21 protein-coding genes are annotated in these 18,149 nt (G+C 60.7%); 1 reads left to right on the top strand and 20 read right to left on the bottom strand.

Features of this window, described 5'->3' with window-relative positions:
* Positions 1 to 208: 208 nt before the first annotated feature.
* The 18 genes from bamB to trmJ form a co-directional block, all read right to left on the bottom strand.
* A complete protein-coding gene (gene bamB, locus BLU37_RS01690) occupies positions 209 to 1,360 on the bottom strand; it encodes an outer membrane protein assembly factor BamB (protein WP_029379638.1) in 1,152 nt (383 codons plus the stop codon).
* Positions 1,353 to 1,994, bottom strand: coding sequence for a tetratricopeptide repeat protein (locus BLU37_RS01695; RefSeq protein ID WP_010452779.1), 642 nt, complete (start codon positions 1,992 to 1,994; stop codon positions 1,353 to 1,355). The genes bamB and BLU37_RS01695 overlap by 8 nt, the downstream gene beginning before the upstream one ends.
* 40 nt (positions 1,995 to 2,034) lie before the next feature.
* The gene (hisS, locus tag BLU37_RS01700) at positions 2,035 to 3,324 is read right to left on the bottom strand and encodes a histidine--tRNA ligase (protein ID WP_090202046.1); all 1,290 of its coding nucleotides are present in this window, start codon (positions 3,322 to 3,324) and stop codon (positions 2,035 to 2,037) included.
* 22 nt (positions 3,325 to 3,346) lie between these two features.
* Positions 3,347 to 4,456 carry a flavodoxin-dependent (E)-4-hydroxy-3-methylbut-2-enyl-diphosphate synthase gene (ispG, locus tag BLU37_RS01705; RefSeq protein ID WP_010452777.1) on the bottom strand — a complete coding sequence of 370 codons (1,110 nt, stop codon included), beginning with the start codon at positions 4,454 to 4,456 and terminating at the stop codon, positions 3,347 to 3,349.
* A 3-nt stretch (positions 4,457 to 4,459) separates the two neighbouring features.
* Complete coding sequence (locus BLU37_RS01710; RefSeq protein WP_090202047.1) at positions 4,460 to 5,452, bottom strand: RodZ domain-containing protein; 993 nt, start codon at positions 5,450 to 5,452, stop codon at positions 4,460 to 4,462.
* A complete protein-coding gene (gene pilW / locus BLU37_RS01715) occupies positions 5,452 to 6,210 on the bottom strand; it encodes a type IV pilus biogenesis/stability protein PilW (RefSeq protein ID WP_090202048.1) in 759 nt (252 codons plus the stop codon). Before pilW ends, BLU37_RS01710 begins: the two co-directional genes overlap by 1 nt.
* 12 nt (positions 6,211 to 6,222) lie before the next feature.
* Entirely contained in the window at positions 6,223 to 7,371 is a 1,149-nt protein-coding gene (gene rlmN, locus BLU37_RS01720) for a 23S rRNA (adenine(2503)-C(2))-methyltransferase RlmN (protein ID WP_026007458.1), read from the bottom strand.
* A gap of 28 nt (positions 7,372 to 7,399) precedes the next feature.
* Positions 7,400 to 7,825 (bottom strand): nucleoside-diphosphate kinase, encoded by a 426-nt coding sequence (ndk, locus tag BLU37_RS01725; RefSeq protein WP_010452767.1) that lies wholly within the window; start codon positions 7,823 to 7,825, stop codon positions 7,400 to 7,402.
* 96 nt (positions 7,826 to 7,921) lie between these two features.
* Positions 7,922 to 8,122 carry a Fe-S cluster assembly protein IscX gene (gene iscX, locus BLU37_RS01730; RefSeq protein WP_010452765.1) on the bottom strand — a complete coding sequence of 67 codons (201 nt, stop codon included), beginning with the start codon at positions 8,120 to 8,122 and terminating at the stop codon, positions 7,922 to 7,924.
* A 41-nt stretch (positions 8,123 to 8,163) separates the two neighbouring features.
* Positions 8,164 to 8,505: an ISC system 2Fe-2S type ferredoxin gene (gene fdx / locus BLU37_RS01735; protein ID WP_010452763.1), complete on the bottom strand. Its 342-nt coding sequence runs from the start codon at positions 8,503 to 8,505 to the stop codon at positions 8,164 to 8,166.
* A gap of 2 nt (positions 8,506 to 8,507) precedes the next feature.
* Positions 8,508 to 10,370, bottom strand: coding sequence for a Fe-S protein assembly chaperone HscA (hscA, locus tag BLU37_RS01740; protein WP_090202049.1), 1,863 nt, complete (start codon positions 10,368 to 10,370; stop codon positions 8,508 to 8,510).
* Between the two features lie 45 nt (positions 10,371 to 10,415).
* Positions 10,416 to 10,937, bottom strand: coding sequence for a co-chaperone HscB (gene hscB, locus BLU37_RS01745; RefSeq protein WP_010452760.1), 522 nt, complete (start codon positions 10,935 to 10,937; stop codon positions 10,416 to 10,418).
* Positions 10,938 to 10,945: 8 nt separating this feature from the next.
* A complete protein-coding gene (iscA, locus tag BLU37_RS01750) occupies positions 10,946 to 11,269 on the bottom strand; it encodes an iron-sulfur cluster assembly protein IscA (protein WP_010452758.1) in 324 nt (107 codons plus the stop codon).
* Positions 11,270 to 11,314: 45 nt separating this feature from the next.
* Positions 11,315 to 11,701: a Fe-S cluster assembly scaffold IscU gene (iscU, locus tag BLU37_RS01755; RefSeq protein ID WP_010452756.1), complete on the bottom strand. Its 387-nt coding sequence runs from the start codon at positions 11,699 to 11,701 to the stop codon at positions 11,315 to 11,317.
* A 100-nt stretch (positions 11,702 to 11,801) separates the two neighbouring features.
* Positions 11,802 to 13,016, bottom strand: coding sequence for an IscS subfamily cysteine desulfurase (locus BLU37_RS01760; RefSeq protein ID WP_010452755.1), 1,215 nt, complete (start codon positions 13,014 to 13,016; stop codon positions 11,802 to 11,804).
* A 50-nt stretch (positions 13,017 to 13,066) separates the two neighbouring features.
* Positions 13,067 to 13,558 (bottom strand): Fe-S cluster assembly transcriptional regulator IscR, encoded by a 492-nt coding sequence (gene iscR, locus BLU37_RS01765; RefSeq protein ID WP_010452753.1) that lies wholly within the window; start codon positions 13,556 to 13,558, stop codon positions 13,067 to 13,069.
* 305 nt (positions 13,559 to 13,863) lie between these two features.
* Positions 13,864 to 14,640: a serine O-acetyltransferase gene (cysE, locus tag BLU37_RS01770; RefSeq protein ID WP_010452752.1), complete on the bottom strand. Its 777-nt coding sequence runs from the start codon at positions 14,638 to 14,640 to the stop codon at positions 13,864 to 13,866.
* Positions 14,641 to 14,642: 2 nt separating this feature from the next.
* Entirely contained in the window at positions 14,643 to 15,401 is a 759-nt protein-coding gene (gene trmJ / locus BLU37_RS01775; RefSeq protein ID WP_010452751.1) for a tRNA (cytosine(32)/uridine(32)-2'-O)-methyltransferase TrmJ, read from the bottom strand.
* Between the two features lie 145 nt (positions 15,402 to 15,546).
* On the opposite strand from trmJ, the gene suhB reads away from it, so the two are divergent.
* Positions 15,547 to 16,362: a type III secretion system regulator SuhB gene (gene suhB, locus BLU37_RS01780; protein ID WP_010452748.1), complete on the top strand. Its 816-nt coding sequence runs from the start codon at positions 15,547 to 15,549 to the stop codon at positions 16,360 to 16,362.
* Positions 16,363 to 16,549: 187 nt separating this feature from the next.
* On the opposite strand, the gene BLU37_RS01785 is transcribed toward suhB, so the two are convergent.
* Both BLU37_RS01785 and secF read right to left on the bottom strand, forming a co-directional pair.
* The gene (locus BLU37_RS01785) at positions 16,550 to 17,104 is read right to left on the bottom strand and encodes a glycine zipper 2TM domain-containing protein (protein ID WP_090202050.1); all 555 of its coding nucleotides are present in this window, start codon (positions 17,102 to 17,104) and stop codon (positions 16,550 to 16,552) included.
* A gap of 122 nt (positions 17,105 to 17,226) precedes the next feature.
* Positions 17,227 to 18,141 carry a protein translocase subunit SecF gene (gene secF, locus BLU37_RS01790; protein ID WP_010452744.1) on the bottom strand — a complete coding sequence of 305 codons (915 nt, stop codon included), beginning with the start codon at positions 18,139 to 18,141 and terminating at the stop codon, positions 17,227 to 17,229.
* Positions 18,142 to 18,149: the final 8 nt, after the last annotated feature.

Consider the following 18,149-nt stretch of genomic DNA (forward strand, 5'->3'; position numbering starts at 1 on the left):
TGGCAGCGGCTGGTGCTCGGGGGCGGCCCCCTTGGGTGCCGCAAACCTCGCAGAGCGAGGCCGCTTGGAGATACCCCCAAGCATAGTCAAACCTGTTTTTTGCATCGCAAGCCGCTGCGCTCGATCAGGCGGCAGTGAAGATCAGTTCACAATGTTCCCCGATCTTCGCCTTGCCTGATGTTTGCTCGGCAGCTTCAGGCGCTAAAAACTACTTGATGGTCAGGGCTTCCAGTTTGCCGCTGTTGCCATACACGTAAATCATGTCACCGACCACCAGCGGACGAACCCGCAGGCCGTCGCTGTCGATACGTTCGCGACCGACGAAACGACCGTCCACCTGGCTCAGCAGGTGCAGGTAGCCTTCGAAGTCGCCGACCGCCACGTAGCTGGAGAACACTTCCGGAGCCGACAGTTGGCGGCGAGCCAGGGAATCGTTGCTCCAGATTGAAGTGGTGGAACGCTCGTCGACACCTTCGACGGTACCCGACGCCAGCGCAACATAGACGCTGCCAAAACCTTGGGCGACACCCGCGTAGCTGGACGCATCGCGTTGCCAGAGGATCCGACCGCTTTCCAGATCCAGAGCAGCCATGCGGCCCTGGTAGCTGGCGACATACAAGGTGCCGCCGGACAACAGCAGGCCACCGTCGATATCAACTACCCGCTCCAGCTCGGAACGACCTTGAGGAATCGCCACGCGGGTTTCCCAGGCAGGCACGCCGTTCTGGGTATCCAGGGCAACGACCTTGCCGGTCGACAGGCCAGCCACCGCCAGGTGGTTGGTCACCAACGGTGCACCCGTGCCGCGCAGGGTCAGTACCGCTGGCGAGCTGTCGTACAACCAGCGCTGGTTGCCGGTGGCGGCGTCGAGGCCGATCACCCGGTCATCCTGGGTCTGGACCACCACCACGTCACCGTTGGTTGCCGGCGGAGCCAGCACCTCGCTGGTCACGCGCGCGCGCCATTTTTCTTCACCGCTGCTGGCGTCCAGGGCGATGACCTCACCCTTGAGGGTCCCTAGCAGCACCAGGCCGTAACCGACGCCAACGCCACCGGATACCGGCAGTTCGAGGTCCTTCTTCCACTTCACGTCGCCGTTCATGCGATCCATGGAGACCACGATGCCGCTGTCGTCAGCCGCATAGATAGTATCGCCGTCGACAGCCGGAACCAGCAGGTTGTAGATCTTGCCCTGGCCATCACCGATGGAGCGGCTCCACTGCTTCTGCAGAACCACTTCTTCCTTGAAGGAAGTCAGTTCGGCCGGTGGCAGTTCTTTTTTGCTGTTGCTGCTGCAACCCGCGGCCAGAATGGCCAGAGCCAGCAATGCTGCATGTTTCCAACGGATCACGTCACGCATCCCCTTTGGCCAAGTCGTCGAGCTTGATTTGTAAGCCACCGACCGCCGCTTCATCAGAGAGCGCCGCCTTGGCCTTTTGGTACGCAGCATGGGCTTCATCGTTACGACCCAGTTGAACCAGCAGGTCCCCCTTGAGTTCTTCACGACTGGCCAGGAACGCCTTGTCGGCATCGCCAGTGAGCAGTTTCAGTGCATCGTCAGCCTTGTTCTGTGCCGCCAGTACCTGGGCCAGGCGCTGACGCGCGACTTCGCCCAAGGTAGCATTGGCGGGCTTGTCGAGCACGGCCTTGAGCTCGGTGGCAGCGTCGTCCAGCTTGCCGGTATCGACCGCGACCTTGGCGACGAACAGACTGCCGTATTGCGCATAGGCGGTGCCGCCATACTGGGTATTGAGCTTGCCGGCCAGGTCGGCGACACGCGCCGGATCAGGTTTGCCGTCAGGCGTCAGGGTGCTTTCCAGCAACTCCTGATAGAGCACCGAGGCACCTTGCGACTGGTTGCTCTGGTACTTGTGCCAGGCTTGCCAGCCGAACACCACCACCAGCGCCAGCAGGCCGCCGGTGACCAGGGGTTTGCCGTTGCGCTGCCACCATTCCTTCATCTCGGCTACGTGATCATCTTCGGAACTCGACACCCCAATACTCCTTATTCTCTAAATCGGCTGTTTTACAGCTTCAACCCTGCACGACGCAGGTGGACAAGTGCTCGGAAAGAGCATCCCAGGCAATGCTTTGTTGCTCGCCCTGGCCACGCAGGGGTTTGAAACCTACCACTTGCTGAGCCAATTCGTCGTCTCCGAGGATCAAGGCGTACAGCGCACCACTCTTGTCAGCTTTCTTGAACTGGCTCTTGAAGCTACCGGCGCCGGCGTTGATCTGCAAACGCAGGTTCGGCAACTGGTCACGAACCTTCTCGCTCAAGGCCAGCGCCGCCACTTCGGCAGCCTCGCCGAAGGCACACAGGTACACGTCGACCTGACGGGAAATCTCTTCAGGTACCTGCTCCAGGGTTTCCAACAGCAGGATCAGGCGCTCGATACCCATGGCGAAACCGACGCCCGGGGTCGGCTTGCCGCCCATCTGCTCGACCAGGCCGTCGTAGCGGCCGCCGGCACAGACGGTACCCTGGGCACCCAGTTGGTCGGTGACCCACTCGAACACGGTCTTGCTGTAGTAATCCAGGCCACGGACCAACTTGGGGTTGAGCACGTAGGGAATGCCCGCGGCATCGAGACGGGCCTTGAGGCCTTCGAAGTGCAGGCGCGACTCTTCGTCGAGGTAGTCGGCCAGCTTCGGCGCATCCACCAGTACTGCCTGGGTGTCGGCGTTCTTGGTGTCGAGCACGCGCAGCGGGTTGGTCTTGAGACGGCGCTGGCTGTCTTCATCCAGTTGTTCGAAGCGTGCGGAAAGATACTCCACCAGCGCTTCGCGATAACGGCCGCGGGACTCGCTGGTCCCCAGGCTGTTGAGTTCCAGCTTGACTGCGTTGCGGATGCCCAGCAGGCCCCACAGACGCCAGGTCAGCACGATCAGTTCGGCGTCGATGTCCGGACCGTCGATATTGAACACTTCGCAACCGATCTGGTGGAACTGGCGATAACGGCCTTTCTGCGGACGCTCGTGACGGAACATCGGACCGATGTACCAGAGTTTCTGCTGCTGGCCGCCACCGCTGATGCCGTGCTCCAGCACCGCACGCACGCACGCCGCAGTACCTTCCGGACGCAGGGTCAGCGAATCGCCGTTGCGGTCCTCGAAGGTGTACATCTCTTTTTCGACGATATCGGTCACTTCACCGATGGAGCGCTTGAATAGCTCGGTGAATTCGACGATCGGCATGCGGATCTGCTTGTAACCGTAGTTATCCAGCAGACGCGCCACAGTACCCTCGAAATAACGCCACAGTGGCGTCTGCTCAGGCAGGATGTCGTTCATGCCACGAATGGCTTGCAGGGACTTGCTCACAGATATTCCTTAAATTCTTCGATCAGCCGCGGGCGATGACTGCCGCGTCGGCTTCGACCTTTTCGGCCGCCTTCTGCCGGATCAGCTTTTCCAGCTCATCCACCAGGTTGTCATTCGTCAGTTTCTGCGACGGCTTGCCGTCGATGTAGATCAGGTTCGGTGTACCGCCGGTCAGGCCGACATGGGCTTCCTTGGCTTCACCGGGACCGTTCACCACACAGCCGATGACCGCAACATCCAGCGGTACCAGCAGGTCTTCCAGGCGCCCTTCCAGCTCGTTCATGGTCTTGACCACATCGAAATTCTGCCGCGAGCAGCTCGGACAGGCGATGAAGTTGATCCCACGGGACCGCAGGTGCAGGGACTTGAGAATGTCGTAGCCGACTTTCACTTCCTCGACCGGGTCGGCCGCCAACGAGATGCGAATAGTATCGCCAATTCCTTCAGCCAGCAGCATACCGAGGCCGACCGCCGATTTCACCGTACCTGAACGCAAACCGCCCGCCTCGGTGATACCCAGGTGCAGCGGCTGGACGATTTCCTTGGCCAGCAGGCGATAGGCTTCTACCGCCATGAACACGTCGGAAGCCTTGACACTGACCTTGAAGTCCTGGAAATTCAGGCGTTCCAGGTGCTCGACATGGCGCAGTGCAGACTCTACCAGCGCGGCCGGGGTCGGCTCGCCATATTTTTTCTGCAGATCCTTTTCCAGGGAACCGGCGTTGACGCCGATCCGGATCGGAATCCCGCGATCACGGGCCGCGTCAACCACCGCACGCACCCGGTCCTCGCGACCGATATTACCCGGGTTGATCCGCAGGCAATCCACACCCAGCTCGGCGACCCGCAGGGCAATCTTGTAATCGAAATGGATATCGGCGACCAGCGGCACCTTGACCTGCTGCTTGATCCGGCCAAAGGCCTCGGCAGCGTCCATGTCCGGCACGGAAACCCGAACAATATCCACGCCCGCCGCTTCCAGCCGGTTGATCTGGGCGACGGTGGCCGCGACGTCGTTGGTGTCGCTGTTGGTCATGCTCTGCACCGCGATAGGCGCATCGCCGCCCACCGGCACCGAGCCGACCCAGATTTTACGCGATTCGCGACGCTTGATTGGGGATTCGCCGTGCATGACTTATTGACCTAGCTTCAGGCGAGCAGTCTCGCCGCTGGTGAACGGTGCGACATCGACCGCCTGACCGTTGTAAGTAATCTGTGCGCCCTTGGCGTAGCCCAGACGCACCGCAAACGGCGGCTTGCCACTCACTTCGAGCGAATCGCCCTTGCGCTTGAGGCCGCTGAACAAAACCTTGCCCCCTCCGTCGGTGACCTGGGTCCAGCAGTCGGCGACGAACGTGAGGTGGACCTGACCGGCACCGGCTACCGGCGCACTGCTCTCGGCGGCAGGCGCGCCTGCAGCGCCATTGACCGCAGCGCTTGGCGACACGGGCGACACCGGGCTTGGCGCAGGCGGCGGTGCGACTACCAGCGATTGCGCCGCATGAGGCACAGGGACCACTGCCGGGGCCGCTGGAGCCTGGGCATTGGCCGGGGTCTCAGTCGCAGGTTCGGCCGGCTCGGCTTGCGGGCTGGACTGGTTCTGCGCGACCGCCTGATCTTCCGGCTCGTCGATCGGATGAATCTGCGTGGTGCCGTCGGCGCTTTCGACTTCGACGTGTTCCATGCTGATTGCCGCCTGATCCTTGGTGCGCTGGCTGGTCTGGTCCTGCCACCAGACAAAACCACCACCGATCACGGCAATGAGCAGCAACAGGCTGACAATTCGCAAGATAGTATGAGAAACCCGCACCGGCTCTTCGATCCGACCAAGGGCATGAACGTTGCTGCCCTGGGAGTCGGTGCCGGTGCATTGGTCGAACTGCTGCACCAGCAAGGTCTGGTCCATACCCAGCAGCTTGGCGTAGGCACGGATATAACCCCGGGCAAAGGTGTGCCCCGGCAGCTTGTCGAAGGCGCCGGCCTCCAGATTGCTCAGGGAGCTGCTGGTCAGGTTGAGCTTCAGGGCCACCTCGGCCAGCGTCCAACCATTGCTTTCGCGGGCCTGACGCAGGGTCTCACCGGGATTTACGCGAGTGGCTGCTACAACTTCTGGATGCGCCGCTTTCATCATTGCTCCGACAGGTATTGCTGATATTCCGGCGTACCGGGATAGAGTCGTTTTAATTGCAGGCCGTAACTGGCGACCTTGTCGCGATCTTCGTAAATCTTCGCCAGGCGAATACCGAGCAGCAGACTACGGGCATTCTGCTCGCTGAGCTGGCTGAACCGCTCGTAATAATCACGCGCGGGCACATAATGCCTGTCTTCGTAAGACAACTCAGCCATTTCCAGCAATGCGCGTGGCTGCTGACGATTGAGACGCAGGGATTTGTCCATATTCTGCCGGGCCAGCTCGCGATCACCCAAAGCCAGGGCGGTCAGACCGAGGTTCTCGTAGACCCGCGAACGCTCGGGGTAAAGACTGTCCGCGGCGGCCTGCTCGAAACGTTCGTAGGCCTGCTTGTACTGCTTGCGTTCGTACAGGAAGCCACCGTAGTTGTTGAGGATCCGCGCATCGTTCGGACGCGAGGACAGCGCCTTGCGAAAGTGCTGGTCGGCCAGGTCCCATTCCATTTCCGCCTGGAACACCAGCGCCAGTGCGGCATTGGCATCGGCATCGGAGCTGTTCAGTTCCAGGGCTTTCTTGAGCGGGATCTTGGCCTGCTCGGTCTGCCCCTGCTGCAGGTAACCGATCCCCAACTGCACATACGCATTGCGCGCTTCATCACGCCCCTTGCCGGTACTCATCGGATCGACATTGCCCGTCGAAACGCAGCCAGCCAACAGACCGACGAACAGTACAAGGAGCGCAGCGCGCAAGCTCATGGAGGTCCTCTCTCAGGTTCGGCTCGAAGCGCCAAGTGGCATATCGGAATCAGCGCTCAACTCACGCACCGCGATATACCGCTCGCTGCGACGGGTGCGATCCAGCACCTGCCCGACCAGCTGCCCACAGGCAGCATCAATGTCTTCACCACGGGTGGTCCGCACAGTGACGTTATAACCGGCCTGATGCAACAGATCCTGGAAACGCCGGATCGCATTGTTGCTCGGGCGCTCGTAACCCGAATGCGGGAACGGGTTGAACGGGATCAGGTTGATCTTGCACGGCGTGTCCTTGAGCAGCTCGATCATCTCGACCGCGTGCTCGACCTGGTCGTTCACATCCTTGAGCAGGGTGTACTCGACGGTCAGCACGCGTTTCTCGCCCAGGGTGTCCATGTAGCGACGGCACGACTCGAGCAGCATCTTCAGTGGGTACTTCTTGTTGATCGGTACCAACTGGTTACGCAGCGCATCGTTCGGCGCGTGCAGCGACAACGCCAGGGACACGTCGATGTGCTCGGCCAGCACATCGATCATCGGTACCACGCCGGAGGTCGACAGGGTCACGCGGCGCTTGGAAATGCCGTAGCCCAGGTCGTCCATCATCAGGCGCATGGCAGCGATGACGTTGTCGAAGTTCAGCAGCGGTTCGCCCATGCCCATCATCACCACGTTGGTGATGGCGCGGTCGATGGACGCCGGAATGCTGCCAAAGGATTTGTTGGCAATCCACACCTGGCCGATCACTTCGGCGGCGGTGAGGTTGCTGTTGAAGCCTTGCTTGCCGGTGGAGCAGAAACTGCAGTCCAGGGCACAGCCTGCCTGGGACGAAACGCACAAGGTGCCGCGTTTGCCCTGGGGAATGTAGACGGTCTCGACACAGCTGCCGGACGCCACGCGCACCACCCACTTGCGGGTGCCGTCGCTGGAAATGTCCTCGCTGACCACTTCGGGACCACGAACCTCGGCAACGGTCTTGAGCTTTTCGCGCAGGGCCTTGCTGACGTTCGTCATGGCGTCGAAATCGTCGACGCCAAAGTGGTGAATCCATTTCATTACCTGGCCGGCACGGAAACGCTTCTCCCCGATCGAGTCGAAGAATTTCTCCATTTCCGGCTGGGTCAGCCCCAGCAGGTTGGTTTTCACAGCAGATGTCGTCATGGATTCACCTTCACTCATTAGCCGTGGCTTAGCGAGTGGTTACTTCAGTAGCAGCGAAGAAGTAAGCGATTTCGCGAGCAGCAGCGGCTTCGGAGTCCGAACCGTGAACAGCGTTGGCGTCGATGGATTCAGCGAAATCGGCGCGGATGGTGCCTGGAGCAGCTTCTTTAGGGTTGGTAGCGCCCATCAGTTCGCGGTTGCGAGCAATAGCGTTCTCGCCTTCCAGAACCTGAACAACAACCGGGCCGGAAGTCATGAAGGCAACCAGGTCAGCGAAGAAACCACGAGCGCTGTGCTCAGCGTAGAAGCCTTCGGCTTCAGCTTTCGACAGTTGCTTGAGTTTCGAAGCCACAACGCGCAGGCCGGCTTTTTCGAAACGGGTGGTGATCTCGCCGATGACGTTTTTTGCAACAGCGTCAGGCTTGATGATGGAGAAAGTGCGTTGAACAGCCATGGTGTAACTCCAGAAACGATAATTTGCGAAAAATTAAACCCGCGAATTATACGCGGGTTCTTGGGTATTGCCTAACTCGGGTATTACTTGACCGGATCAGTCGCGTTCTTCGATCCAGTGGGCCTGGATGGCCTCCAGAATCTTCTCGCCACAATGTTCCGGTTTGTCGTCGAACTCCGGCAATTGCATGACCCACTTGCGCAAATCGACGAAATTGACCGATATCGGGTCGATGTCCGGCTTGCTTTCAGCCAGCTGGATGGCAATCTCCAGTACATCTGTCCATTTGAGACTCATGATAGCTCCTCGATAACCCCTTGAACCCTTGACCCACTGAATCAGTGCGGCGCTTCGGCAGCGTGATTGAGCGAATACTTGGGAATCTCGACGGTCAGGTCCTCGGTACCGACAATGGCCTGGCAACCCAGGCGGGACTGGGCTTCCAGCCCCCAGGCACGGTCGAGGAAATCCTCTTCCAGCTCGTCAGCCTCCTCCAGCGAATCGAAGCCCTCGCGAATGATGCAATGACAAGTAGTACAGGCACAGACGCCGCCACAGGCGCTTTCCATCTCGATATGGTGCTCATGCGCCAGTTCGAGGATGGAAGTACCGGGTTCGGCCTCGACCACCATGCCATCCGGGCAAAACTTCTCATGGGGCAGAAAAATGACCTGCGGCATCGTTATTCCTCAATCTCGTTCAGGTTGCGTCCGGCCAGGGCGGCTTTCACCGTGGAATCCAGGCGGCGGGCCGCAAAGGCATCGGTCACTTGCGACAGACGCTTGGTCTGCTGCTCGATGGCATAGCCATCGGTGCCTGTTATCAGTTCGCTCAGTTCCTGCACCTGCAGCTCGATGACCAGTCGCTCGTCGGCGTCGAGCAGACGCTCGCCATCCGCCTCAAGAGCGCCCTGCACCGCTTCGATCAGACGCTGGGCATCGACCTGCTGCTCACGCAGCACGCGGGCAACCTTGTCGTCGCCGGCGTACTGGAAGGAGTCCTTGAGCATCCGGGCAATTTCGCCGTCGGTCAGGCCGTAGGACGGCTTGACCTGGATGCTCGCCTCGACGCCCGACCCCAGCTCGCGGGCGGAGACACTGAGCAGGCCATCGGCGTCGACCTGGAAGGTCACACGGATTTTCGCCGCACCTGCGACCATCGCCGGGATACCGCGCAATTCGAAGCGCGCCAACGAGCGGCAGTCACTGATCAACTCACGTTCGCCTTGCAGCACGTGAATCGCCATGGCCGACTGACCGTCCTTGTAGGTGGTGAACTCCTGGGCACGGGCGACGGGAATGGTGGTGTTGCGCGGAATCACCTTTTCCATCAGGCCGCCCATGGTTTCCAGCCCCAGGGACAATGGAATCACATCCAACAGCAGCAATTCGCCACCATCGCGCTTGTTGCCAGCCAGGGTATCGGCCTGGATCGCAGCACCTATGGCAACCACCTGGTCCGGATCGATCTCGGTCAACGGCTGACGACCGAACATCTCGGCCACCGCTTCGCGTACGCGCGGCACACGGGTAGAGCCACCGACCATGACCACAGCCTGCACTTCATCGAGCTCGACATTCGAATCGCGCACCGCACGGCGGCAAGCCTTGAGACTGCGGGCGATCATCGGCTCGATCAGATCGGCAAAGGCTTCCCGGGTCAGTTGCGCATGCCAGTCGCCATAGGCGACATCCACCGCGACAGCGTCGGTCAGCGCTTCCTTGGCGGCACAAGCGGCCTGCAGCAGGCTGCGTTGCGCCCCCGGATCGAGATCCACCGACAACCCGGCCTGCTCGATGATCCAGCCGGCAATCGCGTGATCGAAATCGTCACCACCCAGGGCGCTATCGCCGCCCGTAGCCAGGACCTCGAAAACGCCGCCGGTCAGGCGCAGGATAGAAATATCGAACGTGCCGCCGCCCAGATCGTAGATCGCCACTACGCCTTCGGCGTGCTGATCCAGACCATAAGCCACGGCGGCGGCGGTCGGCTCGTTGAGCAGGCGCAGGACGTTCAGACCGGCCAATCGGGCCGCGTCCTTGGTCGCCTGGCGCTGGGCATCGTCGAAATAGGCCGGCACGGTGATCACCGCACCGACCAGTTCGCCACCCAGGGTCGACTCGGCGCGCTGGCGCAGCACCCGCAGAATGTCGGCGGAGACTTCGACCGGGCTTTTCGGCCCCTGCACGGTGTCGATGAACGGCATGTGCGACTCACCGCCGACAAAGCGGTAAGGCAGTTGCTCGCCCAACTGCTTGACGTCCGACAGGCCGCGGCCCATCAGGCGCTTGACCGACAACACGGTATTGAGCGGATCACTGGAGGCCGCCTGCCGGGCCGACAGGCCAACCTCGACGCGATCGGCGTGATAACGCACTGCGGACGGCAGGATCACCTGCCCATCGGCATCGGCCAGGGGCTCGGAAAGACCACTGCGCAATGCAGCGACCAGCGAATTGGTAGTGCCCAGGTCAATCCCCACCGCCAGACGACGCTGGTGCGGCTGTGGGCTTTGGCCTGGTTCGGCGATCTGCAGTAGGGCCATGGTTATCTGGGCTTATCTGAATATCAGGCGTGCAGCAGCACGGGGTTAATCGTCGAGGCGCTCTTCCAACTGGCGCACTTCGTAGGTGAGCTTGTCGAGGAACTGCATACGCCGCATCAGGCGTTCGGCCTGTTCGCGTTGCGCCGCATCGTTCCAGCAAGCCGCGAAGCTGTCGTTCAACTCATCCTGGGCGGTCTTCAGGCGCCGCTTGAAGGCGGCGATGCCCGGCAGATCGGCATCGTCCTGCAGATCCTCAAGCTCTTCACGCCACTGCATCTGCTGCATGAGGAACTCGGGATCGTGCACGGTGACTTCCACCGGCAGCTCGCGCCCATTCATCGCCAACAGGTAGCGCGCACGCTTGGGTGGGCTCTTGAGAGTCTGGTAGGCCTCGTTGAGGCTGGCGGAACGCTCGAGCGCCAGGCGCTGCTCACGTTCGGAAGCATCGGCGAAACGGTCCGGATGAACGGCGCGCGCCAACTCACGATAGCGCGCGGCCAACTGATCGAGGTCCAGCGTGAAGCCAGGTTGCAACTCGAACAAAGCGAAATGACAAGGAGTACCCACGAATAGCCTCAGACGTTGAAGCTTTCGCCGCAGCCACACTCACCGCGCACGTTGGGATTGTTGAACTTGAAGCCCTCGTTCAACCCTTCCTTGACGAAATCCAGCTCGGTGCCATCGAGGTAGGTCAGGCTTTTCGGATCGATGATCACTTTCTCGCCGTGACTCTCGAACACCTGGTCTTCCGCCACCACCTCGTCAACGAACTCCAGCACGTAGGCAAGGCCGGAACAGCCTGTGGTACGAACACCCAGGCGAATGCCTTCACCCTTGCCGCGCCCGTCAAGGGAGCGCCGCACGTGTCGAGCAGCCGCTTCTGTCATGCTGATAGCCATCGGGGACTCCTTAGCTTTTCGCTCAAATCTTCAACGCCGGATCGGTCAGACCAGGCCTTTCTTCTGCTTGTAGTCGCGAACGGCGGCCTTGATGGCGTCTTCGGCGAGTACCGAGCAGTGGATCTTCACTGGCGGCAGGGCCAGCTCTTCAGCCAGCTGAGTGTTCTTGATGGTTTCTGCTTCGTCCAGCGTCTTGCCCTTCATCCACTCGGTGGCCAGGGAGCTGGAAGCGATGGCCGAACCGCAGCCATAGGTCTTGAACTTGGCGTCTTCGATGATGCCCTGCTCGTTGACCTTGATCTGCAGACGCATCACGTCGCCGCACGCCGGAGCACCGACCATGCCGGTGCCGACATCCGGGTCTTCGGCATTCATCTTGCCGACGTTACGCGGGTTTTCGTAGTGGTCGATGACCTTTTCACTGTAAGCCATGGTACTTGATCCTCACTCATCAGGGCCGCTCTCGACCCTGTAGCTACGCCAGACATCTTTACCGCGTCGCTACAGGTTCTGTATGTGGCGGCTTCTTTATTTAGTGTGCCGCCCACTCGATCTTCGAGATATCGACGCCATCCTTGAACATGTCCCAGAGCGGCGACAGGGCGCGCAACTTGGTCACGGCCTCGCAGACTTTCTGCGCGGCGTAATCGATTTCTTCCTCGGTGGTGAACCGACCGAAGGTGAAGCGGATCGAGCTGTGTGCCAGCTCGTCGTTACGGCCCAGGGCACGCAGTACATACGAAGGTTCCAGCGACGCCGAGGTGCAGGCCGAACCGGAGGAAACCGCCAGGTCCTTGAGCGCCATGATCAGCGACTCGCCTTCGACGTAGTTGAAGCTCAGGTTCAGGTTGTGCGGGACGCGGGCGGTCATGCTGCCGTTGACGTAGAGTTCTTCGAGGTGCTCGACCTGCTTGAAGAAACGATCGCTCAACGCCTTGATGCGCACGTTTTCGGCAGCCATGTCTTCCTTGGCCACGCGGAACGCTTCGCCCATGCCGACGATCTGGTGAGTCGCCAGGGTGCCGGAGCGCATGCCACGCTCATGGCCGCCACCGTGCATGGTCGCTTCCAGACGTACACGCGGCTTGCGGCTGACGTACAGCGCGCCAATGCCTTTCGGGCCGTAGGTCTTGTGGGCCGAGAAGGACATCAGGTCGACCTTGAGCTTCTGCAGGTCGATCTCGACCTTGCCGGTCGACTGGGCGGCGTCAACGTGGAACAGCACGCCACGCGAGCGGGTCAGCTCGCCAATCGCGGCGATGTCGTTGACGGTGCCGATTTCGTTGTTCACGTGCATCACCGACACCAGGATGGTGTCTTCACGCAGCGCGGCTTCGATCATGGCCGGAGTGATCAGGCCATCTTCACCGGGCTCGATGTAGGTGACTTCGAAACCTTCACGCTCCAGTTGGCGCGTGGTGTCGAGGACCGCCTTGTGCTCGATCTTGCTGGTGATCAGGTGCTTGCCCTTGGTGTGGTAGAAATGCGCGACACCCTTGATCGCCAGGTTGTCGGACTCGGTAGCACCGGAAGTCCAGACGATTTCACGCGGGTCGGCGTTGACCAGGTCAGCAACCTGACGGCGAGCGTTTTCCACCGACTCCTCGGCTTTCCAGCCGAACACGTGGGAACGCGAGGCCGGGTTACCGAAGTTTCCGTCGACCAGCAGGCATTCACTCATTTTTTGCGCGACACGCGGATCAACCGGGGTGGTCGCTGAGTAATCAAGGTAAATCGGCAATTTCATGAACTATCTCCTAAATCAGGCTGGCTGACGCACCGCTGGCTCTCTGGCTGTCATTCGACGGCGGACGTTTCGATCTTATCCAGGCGCGGCGCCTTGCCATTACAGCGGCGCTGATCCTGACGCAGGGCAACCTCTTGCACTTCACGGCGAGTGACAAGGTCCGCCAGACTGATACCACTGAGAAATTCGTGGATCTGCAGGCTGAGGTCGCACCACAGGTGGTGGGTCAGGCAGGTGTCACCGGAATGGCAATCACCCAGTCCCTGGCATTTGGTGGCATCGACCGATTCATTCACCGCATCGATCACTTGAGCGACCTGAATCCCCTGCATGTCACGCGACAGCTGATAGCCGCCACCGGGACCACGGACGCTGGAAACCAGATTGCTGCGGCGCAGCTTGGCGAACAGCTGTTCGAGGTAGGACAGGGAGATGCCTTGGCGCTCGGAGATATCGGCCAGGGACACCGGCCCGTGTTGCGCGTGCAATGCCAGGTCAAGCATGGCGGTCACGGCGTATCGGCCTTTTGTAGTCAGTCGCATGGACAATTACCACGGAGTTACGGAATGGGTACGAGTATGCGATTCCCGAGTATTTAAGTCAACTATAAGACCCAGTACTTTAGTCAGGTTTACCCGTAAAAAGAGCGCGCGCATCATAGCAAAATCCGCGCGTAATGGCATCGGGCTAGACCGATGGTTTTCAGTGACCCTGAAATCGCTTTCGCGCGGTTCGGCGCCCCGACAAGCCCGACTCCTACAGATTGGCGCCACACACTTATCTTGTGTGCGCCCTCACCCTGTGGAGCAGGGCTTGCCAGCGAATAGGCCAGAAAGCCCAATACAGGTCAGCCAGCCTTGACCTCATCCTCGGGCTTCACTTCGGCAAACCCTTCGCAGCGCAACTCCGGCAGATCCTTGGCGCAGTAGTTACTCCCCAGGTCCTTCAGCGCGCCGCACATCCCCTCCAGACGCCCATCGACTGCCTGCAGGTGATCGAGCATCTGCCCGATAGCCCGCGCCACCGGGTCCGGCATGTCGCCACTAACCCCATAGGCATCGAAACCGAGCTTCTCGGCCATCGCCTTGCGCTTGGCCTCCTGCTCATCATCGGCCTTCATGATGATCCGCCCGGGAATACCGACCACCGTCGCTCCCGGCGGCACGGCCTTGGTCACCACCGCATTGGAACCGACCTTCGCGCCGGCACCCACGATGAACGGCCCCAATACCTTGGCACCCGCACCAACGACCACACCATCTTCCAGGGTCGGATGACGCTTGCCCTTGTTCCAGCTGGTACCCCCCAAGGTCACGCCCTGATAGATCGTCACGTCATTGCCGATCTCGGCCGTCTCGCCGATCACGATCCCCATGCCATGGTCGATAAAGAACCGCCGCCCGACCTTGGCCCCCGGATGAATCTCGATACCGGTCAGCCAGCGACCGAAGTTCGACACCACCCGCGCCAGCAGCTTCCAGTTGCGCGCCCACAGCCAATGACTCAGGCGATGCAGCCAGATGGCATGCATGCCGGGGTAGCAGGTCAGCACTTCAAAGGCATTGCGCGCCGCCGGGTCACGATGGAATACACTCTGGATATCTTCACGCAAACGCTCGAACATCATCATTCCTTCCGCTTAAGGAGTTCGCCACGGGCCGCTTTCTGGGTCTCCGTGAGAATGCCACGCAATATATTCATTTCCACTCGACTGACCGAGCTGCGTCCGTAAAGCCGGCGCAGGCGTGCCATCAGGTGCCGGGGCTTCTGCGGATCGAGAAATTCGATGGCCACCAGAGTCTGCTCCAGATGCTCATAGAAGCGCTCCAGCTCATCCATGGTGACCAGCTCTTCGCCCGCATCACCCTTCTCGACCTTGTGCGACTGACCTTCCAGCGCCAGCCAGGCCATGCGCACCTCATAACTCAAGACCTGCACCGCCGCCCCGAGATTCAGCGAGCTGAACGTGGGATCCGACGGGATATGCACGTGATAATGACATCGCTGCAACTCGTCATTGGTCAGGCCGGAATCTTCACGACCGAACACCAGAGCGATCTGCACGTCCTTGGCCGCCTCCTCGATCACCTTCACCCCGCACTCGCGCGGCTCCAGCATCGGCCAGGGCAGGCTGCGGTCGCGGGCACTGGTACCGAGCACCAGAGTGCAACCGGCCAAGGCTTGCTCCAAGGTGGCGACGACCTGGGCGTTTTCAAGGATATCGGTTGCACCGGATGCCCGTGCGTCGGCTTCACTGGACGGAAAGCTGCGCGGCTCGACCAGCACCAGACGCGACAACCCCATGTTCTTCATGGCTCGCGCGGCCCCGCCGATATTGCCCGGATGACTGGTATTGACCAGAACGATACGAATATTTTGCAGCACGACGAAGCGCTCTCGGACAAGGCAAAGGGGAGCAAATCTTACAGAAGCACTCAGGTTTACGCCACGAAACCGAACGTCGTCCTTTTCCGGCAAAACTTTTCTGTTAGAATGTTCGGCTTTCTTTAACACTCTAGGTGAAATGTCCATGCAGCCCATGCTGAATATCGCGCTGCGCGCCGCCCGCGCCGCCAGTGAATTGATTTTCCGCTCCATCGAGCGCCTGGATACCATCAAGGTCGACGAAAAAGACGCCAAGGACTATGTGTCCGAGGTCGATCGTGCCGCCGAACAGAAAATCATCGACGCGCTGCGCAAAGCGTATCCGACCCACGCCATCCGCGGCGAAGAAACCGGCTTCCACGCTGGCAGCGGCGAAGGCGAAGAATACCTGTGGATCATCGACCCACTCGATGGCACCACCAACTTCCTGCGTGGCATTCCACACTTTGCGGTCAGCATCGCCTGCAAATATCGTGGCCGCCTGGAGCACGCCGTGGTCCTCGACCCGGTTCGCCAGGAAGAATTCACCGCCAGCCGTGGCCGTGGCGCCCAACTGAACGGTCGCCGCCTGCGTGTCAGCCCGCGCACCAGCCTCGACGGCGCCCTGCTCGGCACCGGCTTCCCGTTCCGTGACGACCAGATGGACAACCTGGACAACTACCTGGGCATGTTCCGCGCCCTGGTCGGCCAGACCGCCGGCATCCGCCGCGCCGGTTCCGCCTCCCTGGACCTGGCCTACGTGGCTGCCGGTCGTTTCGATGCCTTCTGGGAATCGGGCCTGTCCGAATGGGACATGGCTGCAGGCGCCCTGCTGATTCAGGAAGCCGGCGGCCTGGTGAGCGACTTCACCGGCGGTCATGACTTCCTCGAGAAAGGCCACATCGTCGCCGGTAACACCAAGTGCTTCAAAGCCGTACTGACGGCGATCCAGCCGCACCTGCCGGCCTCGCTGAAGCGCTAAGCGACAGCCCATAAAAAAGCACCCCGAGGGGTGCTTTTTTTGTGCCCGCAATTACCGACTGCCAGCAAACCCTGCATGAGCCGGGCTTGTCGGGACGCTGAACCGCCGCGAAGGCGTCCTCAAGATCGCCAAAAGCTTCGCGGGCAAGCCCAACCCCTATAAGAGGCAGCGACACCCCCAAGAGGGATTACTGGCCTGGCTGGGTCTGCGCCTGACTGAGGATCAGACGACCTTCCTTGTCCACCGGAATCTGGTTGCCCGGGTCACGATCCATACGCACCCGACCTTCCTTGCCGTCGAGCTGGTAACGCACGTCATAACCCACGACCTTGTCGCTGATATCGTTGACCGTGTTGCAGCGGGTCTGGGTCGTGGTGTAGGTGTCACGCTCCTGCATGCCCTCCTGCACCTTGTTCCCCGCATAACCGCCACCTACGGCACCGACCACCGTCGCCAGGGTCTTGCCACGGCCGTTACCGACCAGGCTGCCGAGCAGACCACCACCGACCGCGCCCAGCGCCGTACCGGCCAGACGATGCTCATCCTGCACCGGCTTCTGCCGGGTCACGGCCACATCCTTGCAAACTTCGCGTGGCGTCTTGACCTGGGTTTTCACCGGCTCGACCGCCAACACTTGCGCATACTCAGGACCGCTCTTCACCATGCTGTAGGTCGCAACAGCACCTCCGGCGGTGACACCGACAGCACCCAAAACCGCACCCACCAGCAACGATTTGTTCACGTGAACCTCCTGACCATCACACGCGGAACCTATCCGCATCTCTCCTAGCCTTGGAGCACAAAAAAAGGCGCGAGTTCAATACTCGCGCCTTTTTCAGACAACAACCGGAGAAATGACGGACATCAAGGACGGTCGTCGATTTCCTTCTGGGTGCTGGCCGGAGGAATCAGGTCCTCACTGTTCAGGTTCAGCCAGATCAGCACCACGTTGGCGATGTAGATCGACGAGTAGGTACCCGCCATCACACCCACGAACAGCGCCACGGAGAAGCCGTGCAGGTTGTCGCCACCGAAGAACAGCAGAGCCGCGATCGCCAGCAGGGTGGAGATCGAAGTCGCGATGGTCCGCAGCAGGGTCTGGGTGGTCGAGATGTTGATGTTCTCGATCAGACTGGCCTTGCGCAGTACCCGGAAGTTCTCGCGAACCCGGTCGAATACGACGATGGTGTCGTTGAGCGAGTAGCCGATGATCGCCAGCACCGCCGCCAACACTGTCAGGTCGAAGGTGATCTGGAAGAACGACAGGATACCCACGGTCACCACCACGTCGTGCACCAGCGAAACAATGGCGCCGACTGCGAATTTCCACTGGAAGCGGAAAGCCAGGTAGACCAGAACACCGCCCAGCGCCAGGAGCATGCCAAGGCCGCCCTGGTCGCGCAGTTCCTCACCCACTTGCGGGCCGACGAACTCGACGCGCTTGACCTGCGCCGGGTTATCGCCACCGACCTTCTGCAGCGCTTCCGCTACCTGGTGACCCAGTTGCGGGTCTTCGCCAGGCATGCGCACCAGCAAGTCGGTGGTCGCCCCGAAGCTCTGCACGATCGCCTCATGATAACCGGCATCGCCCAGTTGCGCACGGACCTTGGTCACATCAGCCGGACGCTCGTAGGTCAGCTCGATCAGCGTACCGCCGGTAAAGTCCAGACCGTAGTTCAAGCCCTTGTGGAACCAGCTGAACAACGCCAGAACGGTGAGGAGCACAGTGACGCCGAACGCAATGTTGCGAACGCCCATGAAGTTGATTGTACGTAACATGGCAGCCC

Source organism: Pseudomonas asplenii (assembly GCF_900105475.1).
Classification (GTDB): domain Bacteria; phylum Pseudomonadota; class Gammaproteobacteria; order Pseudomonadales; family Pseudomonadaceae; genus Aquipseudomonas; species Aquipseudomonas asplenii.

Excerpts from the sequence above, each read along its gene's own strand:
- bamB (WP_029379638.1), bottom strand. The coding sequence starts at position 1,360 with ATGCGTGACGTGATCCGTTGGAAACATGCAGCATTGCTGGCTCTGGCC.
- ndk (WP_010452767.1), bottom strand. The coding sequence starts at position 7,825 with ATGGCTGTTCAACGCACTTTCTCCATCATCAAGCCTGACGCTGTTGCA.
- iscA (WP_010452758.1), bottom strand. The coding sequence starts at position 11,269 with ATGGCTATCAGCATGACAGAAGCGGCTGCTCGACACGTGCGGCGCTCC.
- iscU (WP_010452756.1), bottom strand. The coding sequence starts at position 11,701 with ATGGCTTACAGTGAAAAGGTCATCGACCACTACGAAAACCCGCGTAAC.
- rlmN (WP_026007458.1), bottom strand. The coding sequence starts at position 7,371 with ATGACGACATCTGCTGTGAAAACCAACCTGCTGGGGCTGACCCAGCCG.
- fdx (WP_010452763.1), bottom strand. The coding sequence starts at position 8,505 with ATGCCGCAGGTCATTTTTCTGCCCCATGAGAAGTTTTGCCCGGATGGC.
- pilW (WP_090202048.1), bottom strand. The coding sequence starts at position 6,210 with ATGAGCTTGCGCGCTGCGCTCCTTGTACTGTTCGTCGGTCTGTTGGCT.
- cysE (WP_010452752.1), bottom strand. The coding sequence starts at position 14,640 with ATGTTCGAGCGTTTGCGTGAAGATATCCAGAGTGTATTCCATCGTGAC.
- iscR (WP_010452753.1), bottom strand. The coding sequence starts at position 13,558 with ATGCGACTGACTACAAAAGGCCGATACGCCGTGACCGCCATGCTTGAC.
- suhB (WP_010452748.1), top strand. The coding sequence starts at position 15,547 with ATGCAGCCCATGCTGAATATCGCGCTGCGCGCCGCCCGCGCCGCCAGT.
- BLU37_RS01760 (WP_010452755.1), bottom strand. The coding sequence starts at position 13,016 with ATGAAATTGCCGATTTACCTTGATTACTCAGCGACCACCCCGGTTGAT.
- BLU37_RS01710 (WP_090202047.1), bottom strand. The coding sequence starts at position 5,452 with ATGAAAGCGGCGCATCCAGAAGTTGTAGCAGCCACTCGCGTAAATCCC.
- ispG (WP_010452777.1), bottom strand. The coding sequence starts at position 4,456 with ATGCACGGCGAATCCCCAATCAAGCGTCGCGAATCGCGTAAAATCTGG.
- iscX (WP_010452765.1), bottom strand. The coding sequence starts at position 8,122 with ATGAGTCTCAAATGGACAGATGTACTGGAGATTGCCATCCAGCTGGCT.
- hscA (WP_090202049.1), bottom strand. The coding sequence starts at position 10,370 with ATGGCCCTACTGCAGATCGCCGAACCAGGCCAAAGCCCACAGCCGCAC.
- secF (WP_010452744.1), bottom strand. The coding sequence starts at position 18,141 with ATGTTACGTACAATCAACTTCATGGGCGTTCGCAACATTGCGTTCGGC.